We start from the raw sequence: 12,856 nt of genomic DNA, 5'->3' as shown, positions 1-12,856 counted from the left end.
AACGTGAACAAATCAGAACTTATCGATTCTATTGCTGCATCTGCAGATCTTCCAAAAGCAGCTGCTGGCCGCGCTCTAGACGCCGCTCTAGAAGCAATCACTGGCGCACTAGCTAAAGGCGACTCTGTTGCACTAGTTGGTTTTGGTACTTTTGGTGTTAAAGAGCGTGCAGCACGCACTGGTCGTAACCCACAGACTGGTCAGCCAATCCAGATCTCTGCAGCGACTCTACCATCTTTCAAGCCAGGTAAGGCTCTGAAAGATGCCGTGAATAAATAAGAAACTGTTTCAATAGCTGTTGATAGATTTCCAAAGGCTCCTGTTCATAGGAGCCTTTTTTGTTTCTTGCCTTTCTTGTTCTAAATTGAAGTGTTTCATTCTTCAATCGAAGTAAAAATATTCGTTCATAAACCGATCGTTTCAAATAATTTCTTAATTTTATACTAAGCTGTCTTAATCGAATCGTTTAATAAACAGGGTGTTTCATTAGATGGCAGAGATCAAAATTGAGGATGTTAGATTTGAAAAACTAGGTGGTATCACCTTACCAATTGTGATGGTAGGCGGTCTTGTTGATCCGCTAGCGGCTTCTTATACTTTGCAGAGGTTCCAATCAGGAAAGCGGGTTAATACTGTTAGAACGGATCAGCGAGCGATTCAACACCTCTATCGCTTCTATGATGAGCGTTCATTGAATTTTAAAGAGGAACTTAGGAAGCTTAAGCCGTTAACGGCAGGAGAAATTGAAGAATATTCTTCATCATGCAGTGTAAATTCGGTTACGGGTGAGCTTTATAGTTCTAGTTGGTATGCAATTCGTTTTCTAGGGGCTGAACGTTATCTAAAGTTTGTTTGGATGTTTTATCAATCATTAGAACATGACCCGGAGAAGCTATTAGTCAGTGAAAAGCATTGGGAAAGAATGAAAAGGGGATTTTCCCTTTATGCCAAGGCACCCTATAACTCTGATGGGAAGATGAAGGTAGCCGCTTCACAGATCGCCTCAGCATCATTGCGATCGTTCTTATCACTTTTACGATACGGCGCTACAAACTGGGGTGCCATCATGCGAACTTCATGTCCGAGCTTCTGAAGCTCTCTGGCCCAGTAGTGTGCCCCTCCGCAACTTTCCATGCCCACAATACAGGGCTCCTGTTGAGCGAAAAACTCTAATACCTTGGCGCGCTTGATCGTTTTCCGTACAACAGGCTTTTCTTGGTGATCGACAGCAAAAACTTCAAAGACGTTTTTGGCCAAATCGAAACCGATACGTATACTTTTCATGGTGGACTCCTGCTATTCGATTGATTATCTCACCTTCAATGTGGCACAAGATGCCGGGATTGGGGGAGTCCATCCCATTTCCCTAAGCTAGTGGAGCTTTTTCATTTTGCTTCCAGCTTTGTTGGTGTGGTTTCTATGCTGTTATCGGTTGTTTTTGGTTCCCTGATCGAGCAGTTATATAACCAGACGCTTCTGCCGTTGGTTGTTTTTTTTTTTGCTCTTATCGATTTGCTCCTATGCCGTCACTTGTTGGGCAGTTTGTCATAGGACTGGCGAATAGCTCCTCCCGGGTAAAAACATCTTCTGATTGAAATTGTCATTTTCTTTGGCTGTTTATGTAAGTAAACAGCCCCTCAATCCCTCGTAATTCTTGGCTTTAATGGTTTCTGAAATCTTTTGTCAGTAAAACTGGTGGGTTTTGTCATTGGCGGATCATGCCCTTTGAACCAAGCTTAATAAAACCAATAAAGCTTAGTTGGACCAGTAAAAAGGTTCAGCGAGACTATCAGTATTACCCTCTAAGAACTGGTAGTCATAACAAGAATGATGAGGATGATGTAATGCCAGAATATAAAGCGCCACTTCGTGACATGGATTTTGTGCTGAACGAAGTATTGAATGCAGAGCAGCACTATCAGAGCCTGCCTGGGTGCGAAGATGCGACTCCGGATATGGTGTCTGCGATCATGGAAGAGGGTGCTAAATTCGCGGAGCGTGTTCTTTCACCATTGAATCAGATTGGTGACCAGCAGGGCTGCCAGTGGAGTGATGGTGCAGTAACGACTCCAGAAGGATTTAAAGATGCCTATCAGCAGTTTGTTGAAGGTGGTTGGCCATCGCTGGCTCATGAAGAGGAGTGGGGTGGTCAGGGCTTGCCTGAATCCATCGGTATCATCATCAACGAAATGGTGGGTACAGCCAACTGGTCCTGGAGTATGTATCCGGGTCTGAGTCATGGTGCGATGAATACGCTGGATGCTCACGGCACCGATGAGCAGAAAGAAACTTATCTGACCAAACTGGTGTCTGGTGAGTGGACCGGCACGATGTGCCTGACTGAGCCTCACTGTGGTACCGATCTGGGTATGCTACGAACTAAAGCAGAGCCTCAGGAAGATGGCAGCTACAAACTAAGCGGCACCAAAATCTTCATCTCGGCCGGTGATCACGATATGGCAGACAACATTGTGCATATCGTACTGGCACGTCTTCCGGATGCACCTGAAGGCACTAAAGGTATATCCCTGTTTATTGTGCCTAAACATCTTCCACAGTCTCTGGGTGAGAACAACGGTGTGTCCTGCGGTTCGCTTGAACACAAGATGGGCATTCACGGTAACGCAACCTGTGTCATGAACTTTGATGATGCAACAGGTTATCTGATTGGTCCGCCAAACAAAGGTCTGAACTGTATGTTCACCTTTATGAATACTGCACGTCTGGGTACCGCATTGCAGGGCCTGGCTCATGCCGAATGGGGTTTCCAGAACTCTCTGGTCTACGCAAAAGACCGTTTGCAGATGCGTTCATTGAATGGTCCTGCAAGCCCGGATAAACCTGCCGATCCAATCATTGTTCACCCTGAAGTGCGTAAGATGTTGCTGACCCAGAAAGCCTTTGCAGAGGGTGGTCGGGCATTAATCTATTACTGTGCACAGCTCGTAGACCAGGTGAAGCTGACAGAAGGTGAGGAAAAAGAGAAAGCAGATGCGCTGCTCGCATTCCTGACACCAATTGCCAAAGCCTTCCTGACTGAAGTGGGTTTCGAATCCGCTAACCACGGTTTGCAGGTCTTTGGTGGTCACGGCTTTATCTCCGAATGGGGTATGGAGCAAAACGTACGTGATAGCCGCATATCAATGTTGTATGAGGGCACCACACAGATTCAGGCGCTGGACCTGTTGGGTCGCAAAGTGCTGATGTCTCAGGGTGAGTCTCTGAAAGGCTTTACCAAAATCGTACACAAGTTCTGTCAGGCTGAATCAGATAACACTGAACTGCAGGCGTTCATCAAACCTCTGGTTGAACTGAACAAAGAGTGGGGTGAACTCACTATGCAGATCGGTATGAAAGCAATGCAGAACCGAGATGAAGTGGGAGCTGCTTCGGTGGATTACCTTATGTACTCCGGCTATGTGGTACTGGGTTATTTCTGGGCTCGAATGGTAAAAGTGGCTCAGGAAAAACTGGCTGCAGGCGAGGGTGATCAGGCGTTCTACGAAGCCAAACTGGCAACCGCTAAATTCTACTTCGAACGCATCCTGCCGCGCACACGTTCTCTGGTGGTAACTATGCAGTCAGGCTCAGATAACCTGATGGCACTGGATCAAGAGAAGTTTGCGTTTTAGGGCGGCAGTATGAAAAGAGTTCTGAACAACCCAGTAGGCCGCACAATGTTGCGCGGCCTGCTCAAACTGAACGCCAAACGTTATCAACTTAAAAATAAAAACAGTTCCGGGAGTACACAAATGGCTGATATGAATTCAATCTTTACCGAAATGAAAAGTCGCTTTAATGCAGATGCTGCAGCGGGCACAGATGCAGTGTTCCAGTATGAAATCAGTGACGGTGGTGAATGGTTTGTAACTGTACAGGACGGCAGTTGCGAAGTGACAGAAGGTAGTAATGATGATGCGACCGTTACCCTGCGAATGGACACTGAAACACTTGAAGAGGTGATGTCAGGAGAAACTGACGGCATGCAGGCGTTTATGAGTGGCCGTATCCAGGCAGATGGCGATATTATGCTGGCAACTAAACTGGCTGCGATTTTCCCTGTAGCCTAAAATTTATTACAACAAATAAATTTGAACCTTCAGGTTCTCTATAAGAATAACTATTGAGGAGCCCACGATGGTGCAGCAGCTACCTGCGGCGGATACTATTCCGGCTGATATAAATTCATATGGCTTTCAGACCGTACCCGATGTCCTGCGGTACAGTGTCGAAAAATATGCAGCGCGCCCTGCATTCACCAGCTTTGGACGTACCATCGATTACCAGGAGCTGGATGAGTTATCGGATGCGTTTGCAGTCTATCTACAAAAAGAAACCAGTCTTCAGCCCGGTGACCGCGTCGCTATCCAGCTACCCAACCTGATTCAATACCCTATTGTGCTGTTTGGCATTCTCAAAGCGGGGCTGGTGGTTGTGAATACCAACCCGCTTTATACCTCCAATGAGATGGAACATCAGTTTTGTGATTCCGGTGCCAAGGCGCTGATCATTCACAAAAGCATGGCGCACAAAGCAGAAAAAATATTGCAGAACACCGCCATTGAACATCTGATCGTGACGCAGGTGGGAGACCTGCATGATTTCATTAAGCGTAATCTGCTTAATGCAGCCGTTAAATATCTCAAGAAAATGGAGCCGGATTACAACCTTCCGCAAGCCGTGCCACTGCGTAAGGCTTTAATGCAGTATGTGGGTGAATCACCCGAAGCAGTTGAGGTAAAAACGGCGGATGTTGCCGTGTTGCAGTACACCGGGGGTACAACTGGCGTGTCCAAGGGTGCGGTACTCACTCATGCAAACCTGATTTCCAATATGCTGCAAGCTGAAGAGCGATTGGTGATGCCGGGTGTGAACTGGGCTGAAACCGTTATTTCACCGCTGCCTCTTTATCATATCTATGCCTTTACGGTTGCCCAGGTGGTCTCCCTGTTGGGTGGTCACAGCGTACTTATTCCAAATCCGCGTGATATTCCGGGTTTTGTTAAGGAGATGGGCAAGTGGAATATGAGTACCTTTGTGGGCTTGAACACTTTGTTTGTTGCACTCTGCAATAACGAGGATTTTCCAAATCTGGATTTCAGCAGCCTTAAATTCACCGCATCCGGTGGCATGGCCCTGAATCCATCAACCGCAGCTTTGTGGAAAGAAAAAACCGGCTGCGAAATCATTGAAGGATACGGTCTGACCGAAACTTCTCCAGCCGTATGCTTCAACGATCCAAACCAGACTCATTTGGGCACTATTGGTAAACCAATGGTACATACCGATCTGCGTCTGATTGGCACAGATGGCGAGGATGTGCCAAATGGTGAAGCGGGTGAACTTTGCGTCAAAGGGCCGCAGGTAATGCGTGGTTACTGGCAACGTGAACGCGAAACCAGCTCCGCATTCACAGATGATGGTTACTTCATTACTGGTGATATCGCGACCCGGGATGATGAAGGCTATATCCGCATTGTGGATCGTGCCAAAGATATGATTCTGGTATCCGGCTTCAATGTTTATCCAAACGAAGTTGAAGATACTCTGACCCTGCACCCGGATATCGTTGAGTGTGCCGCCATTGGTGTACCTGATGATATATCGGGAGAAGTAGTGAAAGTCTTTGTTGTATCCAGTAATCCATCTCTTACCGCAGAAGAAGTGCGCGGATGGTGTAAGGATAAGCTGACCCGCTACAAGGTCCCTAAACAGGTTAAGTTTGCACAGGAACTGCCCAAATCCAATGTAGGCAAAGTTCTGCGTCGAATGCTGAGAACACCTGAAACTAAATCTGATGCTGCCTGAATAGCGAGAACATTGCTTATGCCGCTCTCAAAACCCGTTCGTCGTAAAAAGCATCATAATCGTAATGTGATGTGTAATGGCTTCGAACGTGATGATCAGCTATGGGATATTGAAGCAAGAATGACCGATATCAAAGCCTATGATATCGATAACCTTGAGCGGGACGGTTATGTCTCTGCAGGTGAAAACTACCATGATATGAGTATCCGGGTGACCATGGATCGCCGGTTCTTAATTCATGAAGTGGAAGCCTGTATCGACAGCAGCCCCTTTCGCATGTGCCCCAGAATTGCGGATGCCTTTCGTAAGTTAGAAGGTACCCGTATTGGTCCTGGGTGGCTAAGACAGGCAAAAGAGAAGTTGGGTGGCGTTTTAGGCTGTACCCATATGAATGAGCTGTTGCCAGTGGTAGCGACCACCGCCGTACAGACTCTATGGCCTGTGAGCAAAGAGGATGTTCTGGAAACCGGAGCTAAGCTAATGCTCAATAGTTGCCATACCTGGGGGCAGAGCAGTGAGATGGTAAAGACCTACGCGCCGCAATTTTACCAACCGGAAAGTGAAGTGAACGGATGACAGATTTGGTTCTATACAAGGTGAACGATGGTGTCGCTGAGATTGCGCTGAATCGACCCGATAAGAAAAACGCGATTACCCTGAATATGTACGAACAGGCCGTATCCTATCTGGATCAGGCGGCTTCGGATGAAAATGTCAGAGTGGTACTGTTCCGCGGTGAGGGGCAAAGCTTCTGCGCCGGAAACGATATTCAGGATTTCGTTTCAGGTATGGGCTCCCGCGAAAATCTGAAAAGCGTGGTCAGTTTTCTGCATCAGATAGCCACCTATAAAAAACCTCTCATGGCGGCCGTACAGGGCAATGCGGTTGGCATTGGAACCACCATGATGATGCACTGTGATCTGGTGATCGCCTCTGAGGATCTTAAATGCCAGATGCCTTTTGTACATCTGGGTTTGGTTCCGGAAGCCGGGGCAACTTTGATCATCCCCTCGATGTTAGGCCAGAGGCAGGCCTTTGAACTCCTGATTGAAGGCCGCCCATTTGGTGCGCAAAAAGCACAACAGAGCGGTTTAGTAAATGCGATAGCCGAAGTTGAAACCTATCTCGACGTTGCCAGAGAAAGAGCGCAAGCGCTGGCTCGTTTACCCAAAGAGGCGATTCTGGAATCCAAGCGTCTGATGAAAAAGCAGTATCAGGAAAACCTGCTTGCTGTGATTGATGAAGAGCTTGAGGTATTTTACGAGAGACTGTTTTCGGACGAAGCGCGTCAGGCGTTTATGGCTTTTTTACAGAAATCATAAAGGGGCAACAGCCCCTTTTCTGTTCCCCTAACTTATTTATTTTTCAGTGAATATTTCCGTTTATAAGGCGCTTTATGTCGCTAAGGATAACGGCCGAAACCGCTACGCTATTGCCAGCTATAGCGATAAAGATAGCAACCAACAGCCCTCGTTTTTCTGACTTTTCATACTTTATCTGCCAGCAGCAGATGTTGCTGTGCAGACCTTTCTGCCTTTTTTGGTGTTTTTTGATTGTTTTTGTTTGTTTGTAAACGCCTCTGTAAGCCACTATTTACGAGGCTTTGTTGCTTAATGCCATTTTTTGTCAGTTATGTAGCTGCTTTTTGTCATTGTTGAATTTTGGTCCGCAACTAGTATTTAAACATAACTAAAAACAACAGCCGGATAAGAAATAGAAGAGGCAGTTATGAAAGTACTGGTCGCTGTAAAGCGTGTCATAGATTACAACGTCAAAGTGCGCGTTAAAGCAGATAGCAGTGATGTTGATCTGGCCAATGTAAAAATGGCCCTGAACCCTTTCTGTGAAATCGCAGTGGAAGAAGCAGTACGTCTTAAAGAGGCGGGCACTGCGGATGAAGTTGTTGTGGTTTCTATTGGTAGCAAAAGCTGTGAAGAGCAGATTCGAACTGCACTGGCACTGGGTGCTGACCGCGGTATTCGTATCGAGACTGAAGATGCACCGGATTCACTTTCCGTTGCCAAGCTCTTGGAAAAAGTCGTTGAGAAAGAAGCACCAGGTCTGGTGATTCTGGGCAAACAGGCGATCGATTCAGACAATAACCAGACCGGTCAGATGTTGGCTGCGCTTCTGGATCGTCCACAAGGTACGTTCGCCTCTGAAGTTAACGTATCGGGTGACAGTGTTCAGGTAACCCGTGAAGTCGATGGCGGCCTGCAAACAGTTGAATTGGCCATGCCAGCCATTGTGACTACAGACCTGCGTCTTAACGAGCCACGTTATGCAGCCTTGCCAAATATCATGAAAGCAAAACGTAAACCTCTGGAAGTACTGAGCCCGGATGATCTGGGTGTCAGTGTCGGCAGTAATATCACTCTGCTTCGCGTAGAGCCACCTGCAGAACGTCAGGCAGGCATTAAGGTCGGCTCGGTGGATGAGCTGGTCGAGAAACTGCGCAACGAAGCAAAAGTGATTTAAGGAGGTTGAGTGATGACTACGTTGGTAATAGCTGAACACGATAACAAAGAACTTAAACCAGTTACCTTAAATACACTGGCGGCAGCACAAGCAATTGGCGGTGACGTGCACCTACTGGTGGCGGGTAGCGGTTGTGGTGCTGTGGCAGATACAGCGGCACAGATTCCTGCAGTAAGCAAAGTACTCACTGCGGATAGCCCGGCATATGAACATCAGCTGGCAGAAAATGTCAGCAAACTGGTTCTGAGCATTGCTGCAGATTACAGCCACATTCTGGCGTCTGCTACTACAACCGGAAAGAACTTCCTACCACGGGTTGCTGCGCTGCTGGATGTAAACCAGATCTCCGACATTATCTCTGTAGAGTCGGAAGATACGTTCAAACGCCCAATCTATGCAGGTAACGCAATTTCCACTGTGCAGTCCGCTGATGCTGTCAAAGTCATTACCGTGCGCGGTACCGCTTTTGATGCGGTTGAAAACAGCGGCGGCTCAGCTGAAATCTCAACTGTAGGTGAATCCTGTGATGCGGGCATCTCAAGCTTTGTCGGTGAAGAACTGGCAGAGAGTGACCGTCCGGAACTGACTGCTGCATCCGTAGTGGTGTCTGGTGGTCGCGGTATGGGCAACGGCGAGAACTTTGACCTGCTTTACAAAGTGGCAGACAAACTCGGCGCTGCGGTGGGTGCATCCCGAGCCGCAGTTGACGCAGGTTTTGTTCCTAACGATATGCAGGTAGGTCAGACCGGCAAGATGGTTGCGCCGGATCTGTACATCGCGGTGGGTATCTCCGGTGCCATTCAGCACCTGGCAGGTATGAAGGATTCCAAAATCATTGTTGCGATCAACAAAGATGAAGAAGCCCCAATCTTCCAGGTGGCAGATTATGGTCTGGTGGCAGACCTCTTTGAGGCAGTACCCGAGTTAGAGGGCAAGTTGTAAGCCCTTCATTAATATCAAAGAGCCTCGTTATACCGAGGCCATAAATAAAAAATAGACGGAGCAACTTAGATGCTTTTCGAAGGAAAATCGATTCAGGTTCAGCCGGTCGAAAACGGAATCTACGAAGTGGTTTTTGACCGCAAAGATGATGCCGTTAACAAACTTGACCGTACCACCACTGCAGAACTGCATGAAGCCGTGGCTGTATTGCAGGCGATTGATGACCTGCAGGGCGTTATTTTTACCAGCGCCAAAGAGAGTTTTATTGTCGGTGCCGATATCACCGAGTTCATGGGCTTCTTCACACAGGAAGACGATGTACTGATTGCCGGTTTAATGGAGACCCACGGTCTGTTAAATCAGATCGAAGACCTAAAAGCCCCCACCGTTACAGCAATTAACGGACTTTGCCTCGGTGGTGGGTTTGAGGTCGCCCTGGCGACAGATTACAGAGTACTGGGTGATCAGGCCAAAGTGGGCCTGCCTGAAGTAAAACTGGGTATCTTCCCCGGTTGGGGCGGCACCATTCGTCTGCCTCGTCTGATCGGTGTTGATAACGCGAATGAGTGGATCTGCGCAGGTGTCGAAAAACGTGCCGATGCAGCGCTTAAAGATGGCGCGGTTGATGCGGTAGTGACCACAGCACAGGTACGTGAAGCCGCGCTGGATCTGTTGAAAGGCTGTATTTCCGGCAAGTTTGATTATCAGGCCCGTCGTGATGAGAAGAAGAGCCCGATCAAACTGAATCAGGTTGAGCAGATGATGGCGTTTGAATCCGCTAAAGGTGTCATCGGTGGTAAGGCGGGTCCTCACTATCCAGCACCTATGGCAGCTCTGAAAACGGTTCAGAAGCATGCCAACCTGCCACGTGAAAAAGCCAACGAAGTGGAAGCGAAAAATTTCGTCAAAGTGGCTAAAACAGATGTCTGCGCATCACTGGTGGGCCTGTTCCTTAAAGATCAGTATGTGAAAAAAGTCAGCAAAAGCTTTGAGAAACAAGCAGAACCTGTTGCCAAGGCTGCCGTACTGGGTGCCGGTATTATGGGCGGCGGTGTTGCGTATCAATCCGCGGTTAAAGGCACGCCAATCCTGATGAAGGATATTAACGAGGGTGCCCTGCAACTGGGTCTGGATGAAGCCACTAAACTGCTGAACAAACGTGTATCCCGCGGTCGTATGGATGCCATGAAAATGGCAGGCGTACTGAACAAGATCACCCCAACACTGAACTACGGTGATTTCGGTAACGTTGATCTGGTGGTTGAAGCGGTAGTTGAACATCCTAAGGTTAAAAAAGCGGTTCTCGCAGAAGTTGAAGAACAGCTACAGGAAGGCGCGATCCTGACCTCCAACACATCAACGATCTCGATTACAGAGCTGGCTACGGCTCTGAAAAAACCTGAAAACTTCTGCGGTATGCACTTCTTTAACCCCGTGCATCAGATGCCGCTGGTTGAGGTTATCCGCGGTGAGAAATCTTCGGAAGCAGCCGTTGCGCGTACCGTCGCTTATGCAAAAGCGATGGGTAAAACCCCAATTGTTGTGAATGACTGCCCAGGCTTCCTGGTTAACCGAATTCTGTTCCCGTATTTCGGTGGCTTTACGGCCCTGATGGAAGATGGCGCAGACTTCAGGCAGATCGACAAAGTGATGGAAGGGTACGGCTGGCCAATGGGCCCAGCGTATTTGCTCGACGTTGTTGGCATCGATACCGCACACCACGCCGATGCGGTGATGGCGGTAGGTTATCCAGATCGCATGAGCCATGAAGGCGAAAACGTGATCGACCGTATGTTCAAACTGGAGCGTTTCGGCCAGAAGAACAACAAAGGTTTCTACCAGTACGAGCTGGACCGCAAAGGTAAACCGAAGAAAATTGTTGATGAAGACGTCCCCGCACTGCTGGAAGGCATTGCCAAAGAAAGCCGCGAATTCAGCGATGAAGAGATCGTTGAACGTATGATGATTCCACTGTGCATCGAAACGGTACGTTGCCTCGAAGATGGCATCGTAGACAGCCCGGCAGAAGCCGATATGGGCCTGATCTACGGTATCGGTTTCCCTCCATTCCGTGGCGGTGTATTCCACTACCTGGACCAGCTTGGCCTGGATAACTTCTGTGCCCTGGCAGCGAAATACGAATCTCTGGGGCCGTTGTATCAGCCAACAGAGAAAATGAAAAAGATGGCCGCCGCAGGCGAGACATATCTACCAGCAACTGCACAGGCTTAAGGGGTAAGACAAATGAACTTAAAACCAAATGACGTAGTAATCGTTGACGGTGTTCGTACCCCGATGGGTAAATCGAAAAACGGCTCGTTCCGTAACGTCCGTGCCGAAGCATTGTCAGCAGCTGTAATGAAAGGCCTGCTGGAACGTAACCCAGCGGTAAAAGCCGGCGAAATCGAAGACATCATGTGGGGCTGTGTAAACCAGACCAAAGAGCAGGGCTTCAATATTGGCCGTAATGCGGCGGTACTTGCAGGCATTCCACATACGGTAGGTGCGCAAACCATCAACCGTTTGTGCGGTTCATCCATGGCTGCACTGCACGCCGCAGCGCAGGCGATCATGACCGGCAACGGAGACATCTTTATCGCCGGTGGTGTGGAGCATATGGGTCACGTATCCATCATGCACGGTGTGGATATCAACCCGGAAATGTCTAAGCAGGTGGCAAAAGCGGCCATGATGATGGGCGTAACCGCAGAAATGCTGGGCAAGATGAACGGCATCAGCCGTCAGATGCAGGATGAGTTCGGGGCACGTTCCCATCGTCTGGCACACGAAGCTCATCTTAAAGGCCTGTGGGACAGCGAAATCATCCCGGTAGAAGGCCACGATGAAAACGGCTTTAAATCTTTGCTGGAAGCGGACGAAGTCATCCGTCCGGAAACCACCGTCGAAACTCTGAGTGCGCTGAAACCAGTGTTTGTACCTAAAGTGGGTACAGTCACCGCAGGTACATCCTCTGCTTTCTCTGATGGCGCATCGGCACTGCTGGTGATGTCAGCAGCCAAAGCAGAAGAGCTGGGGCTGACACCACGCGCCCGTATCGTGAGCATGGCAGTTGCTGGTTGTGACCCATCCATTATGGGTTACGGCCCGGTACCGGCTACTCAGAAAGCACTGAAACGTGCGGGTCTCTCCATCGACGATATCGACTATGTCGAGCTCAACGAAGCGTTTGCAGCACAAGGCCTCTCTGTCCTGAAAGGTCTGAAACTGCTCGATAAGATGGAAGACAAAGTAAACCTCAAAGGCGGTGCAATTGCACTGGGTCACCCTCTGGGCTGTTCCGGTTCCCGTATCACCAACACGCTGATGAACGTACTGGAACAGAACGATGGCACATTAGGTCTGGCGACCATGTGTATTGGTATGGGCCAGGGTATTTCCACCATCATAGAGCGTGTTTAACCCAGCCCTAACTCTTTCTTGCAACACTCGCTTTTCGCTATTTGCCCCGCATTTGCGGGGCTTTTCATTTAATATTGCCTAAAATCAGGCGATAGAATCAGAAAGCAATTTTAACCAACTCACACTCATGTAAGGATTACCCACAGTATCCAAGAGGAAGGCTAATGGCGCTCTACATTATCCCAGTTCATCGCCACTAGTTTGCTAG

The 12,856-nt window shown here is 48.5% G+C and carries 10 protein-coding genes and 1 pseudogene; 10 read left to right on the top strand and 1 reads right to left on the bottom strand.

Annotated elements, in window-relative coordinates; all coding sequences use genetic code 11:
- Nucleotides 1-3 precede the first annotated feature (3 nt).
- Nucleotides 4-279, top strand: coding sequence for an HU family DNA-binding protein (locus XMM383_RS06515; protein ID WP_173480450.1), 276 nt, complete (start codon nt 4-6; stop codon nt 277-279).
- A gap of 702 nt (nt 280-981) precedes the next feature.
- On the opposite strand, the pseudogene XMM383_RS06510 reads toward XMM383_RS06515, so the two are convergent.
- Nucleotides 982-1,284 (bottom strand): annotated as a pseudogene (locus XMM383_RS06510) (transposase); the annotation flags it as partial.
- 560 nt (nt 1,285-1,844) lie between these two features.
- Between XMM383_RS06510 and XMM383_RS06505 the strand changes: the two are divergent.
- The 9 genes from XMM383_RS06505 to fadA all read left to right on the top strand — a co-directional run bounded on the left by XMM383_RS06505 (nt 1,845) and on the right by fadA (nt 12,648).
- Entirely contained in the window at nt 1,845-3,632 is a 1,788-nt protein-coding gene (locus tag XMM383_RS06505; RefSeq protein ID WP_173480452.1) for an acyl-CoA dehydrogenase C-terminal domain-containing protein, read from the top strand.
- Nucleotides 3,633-3,752: 120 nt separating this feature from the next.
- The gene (locus XMM383_RS06500) at nt 3,753-4,070 is read left to right on the top strand and encodes an SCP2 sterol-binding domain-containing protein (RefSeq protein WP_173480453.1); all 318 of its coding nucleotides are present in this window, start codon (nt 3,753-3,755) and stop codon (nt 4,068-4,070) included.
- Between the two features lie 67 nt (nt 4,071-4,137).
- The gene (locus tag XMM383_RS06495; RefSeq protein WP_173483353.1) at nt 4,138-5,808 is read left to right on the top strand and encodes an AMP-binding protein; all 1,671 of its coding nucleotides are present in this window, start codon (nt 4,138-4,140) and stop codon (nt 5,806-5,808) included.
- Nucleotides 5,809-5,826: 18 nt separating this feature from the next.
- Nucleotides 5,827-6,384 (top strand): DUF2889 domain-containing protein, encoded by a 558-nt coding sequence (locus XMM383_RS06490; RefSeq protein ID WP_173494707.1) that lies wholly within the window; start codon nt 5,827-5,829, stop codon nt 6,382-6,384.
- Nucleotides 6,381-7,130: an enoyl-CoA hydratase-related protein gene (locus tag XMM383_RS06485; protein WP_173494706.1), complete on the top strand. Its 750-nt coding sequence runs from the start codon at nt 6,381-6,383 to the stop codon at nt 7,128-7,130. Before XMM383_RS06490 ends, XMM383_RS06485 begins: the two co-directional genes overlap by 4 nt.
- Nucleotides 7,131-7,536: 406 nt before the next feature.
- A complete protein-coding gene (locus XMM383_RS06480; protein WP_173480457.1) occupies nt 7,537-8,286 on the top strand; it encodes an electron transfer flavoprotein subunit beta/FixA family protein in 750 nt (249 codons plus the stop codon).
- Nucleotides 8,287-8,298: 12 nt separating this feature from the next.
- Nucleotides 8,299-9,228 carry an electron transfer flavoprotein subunit alpha/FixB family protein gene (locus XMM383_RS06475; RefSeq protein WP_173480458.1) on the top strand — a complete coding sequence of 310 codons (930 nt, stop codon included), beginning with the start codon at nt 8,299-8,301 and terminating at the stop codon, nt 9,226-9,228.
- 69 nt (nt 9,229-9,297) lie between these two features.
- Nucleotides 9,298-11,460 carry a fatty acid oxidation complex subunit alpha FadB gene (fadB, locus tag XMM383_RS06470; RefSeq protein WP_173480459.1) on the top strand — a complete coding sequence of 721 codons (2,163 nt, stop codon included), beginning with the start codon at nt 9,298-9,300 and terminating at the stop codon, nt 11,458-11,460.
- Nucleotides 11,461-11,472: 12 nt separating this feature from the next.
- Nucleotides 11,473-12,648, top strand: coding sequence for an acetyl-CoA C-acyltransferase FadA (fadA, locus tag XMM383_RS06465; protein WP_173494705.1), 1,176 nt, complete (start codon nt 11,473-11,475; stop codon nt 12,646-12,648).
- The last annotated feature ends 208 nt before the right edge of the window (nt 12,649-12,856 follow it).

Source organism: Marinobacterium sp. xm-m-383 (genome assembly GCF_013283255.1).
In the GTDB taxonomy this organism is placed as follows: Bacteria; Pseudomonadota; Gammaproteobacteria; order Pseudomonadales; family Balneatricaceae; genus Marinobacterium_E.
The sequence above is the reverse complement of the archived record's forward strand: the minus strand, read 5'-3'. Positions and strand labels throughout refer to the sequence as shown.

Excerpts from the sequence above, each read along its gene's own strand:
- XMM383_RS06505 (WP_173480452.1), top strand. The coding sequence starts at position 1,845 with ATGCCAGAATATAAAGCGCCACTTCGTGACATGGATTTTGTGCTGAAC.
- XMM383_RS06500 (WP_173480453.1), top strand. The coding sequence starts at position 3,753 with ATGGCTGATATGAATTCAATCTTTACCGAAATGAAAAGTCGCTTTAAT.
- XMM383_RS06495 (WP_173483353.1), top strand. The coding sequence starts at position 4,138 with ATGGTGCAGCAGCTACCTGCGGCGGATACTATTCCGGCTGATATAAAT.
- XMM383_RS06490 (WP_173494707.1), top strand. The coding sequence starts at position 5,827 with ATGCCGCTCTCAAAACCCGTTCGTCGTAAAAAGCATCATAATCGTAAT.
- XMM383_RS06485 (WP_173494706.1), top strand. The coding sequence starts at position 6,381 with ATGACAGATTTGGTTCTATACAAGGTGAACGATGGTGTCGCTGAGATT.
- XMM383_RS06480 (WP_173480457.1), top strand. The coding sequence starts at position 7,537 with ATGAAAGTACTGGTCGCTGTAAAGCGTGTCATAGATTACAACGTCAAA.
- XMM383_RS06475 (WP_173480458.1), top strand. The coding sequence starts at position 8,299 with ATGACTACGTTGGTAATAGCTGAACACGATAACAAAGAACTTAAACCA.
- fadB (WP_173480459.1), top strand. The coding sequence starts at position 9,298 with ATGCTTTTCGAAGGAAAATCGATTCAGGTTCAGCCGGTCGAAAACGGA.
- fadA (WP_173494705.1), top strand. The coding sequence starts at position 11,473 with ATGAACTTAAAACCAAATGACGTAGTAATCGTTGACGGTGTTCGTACC.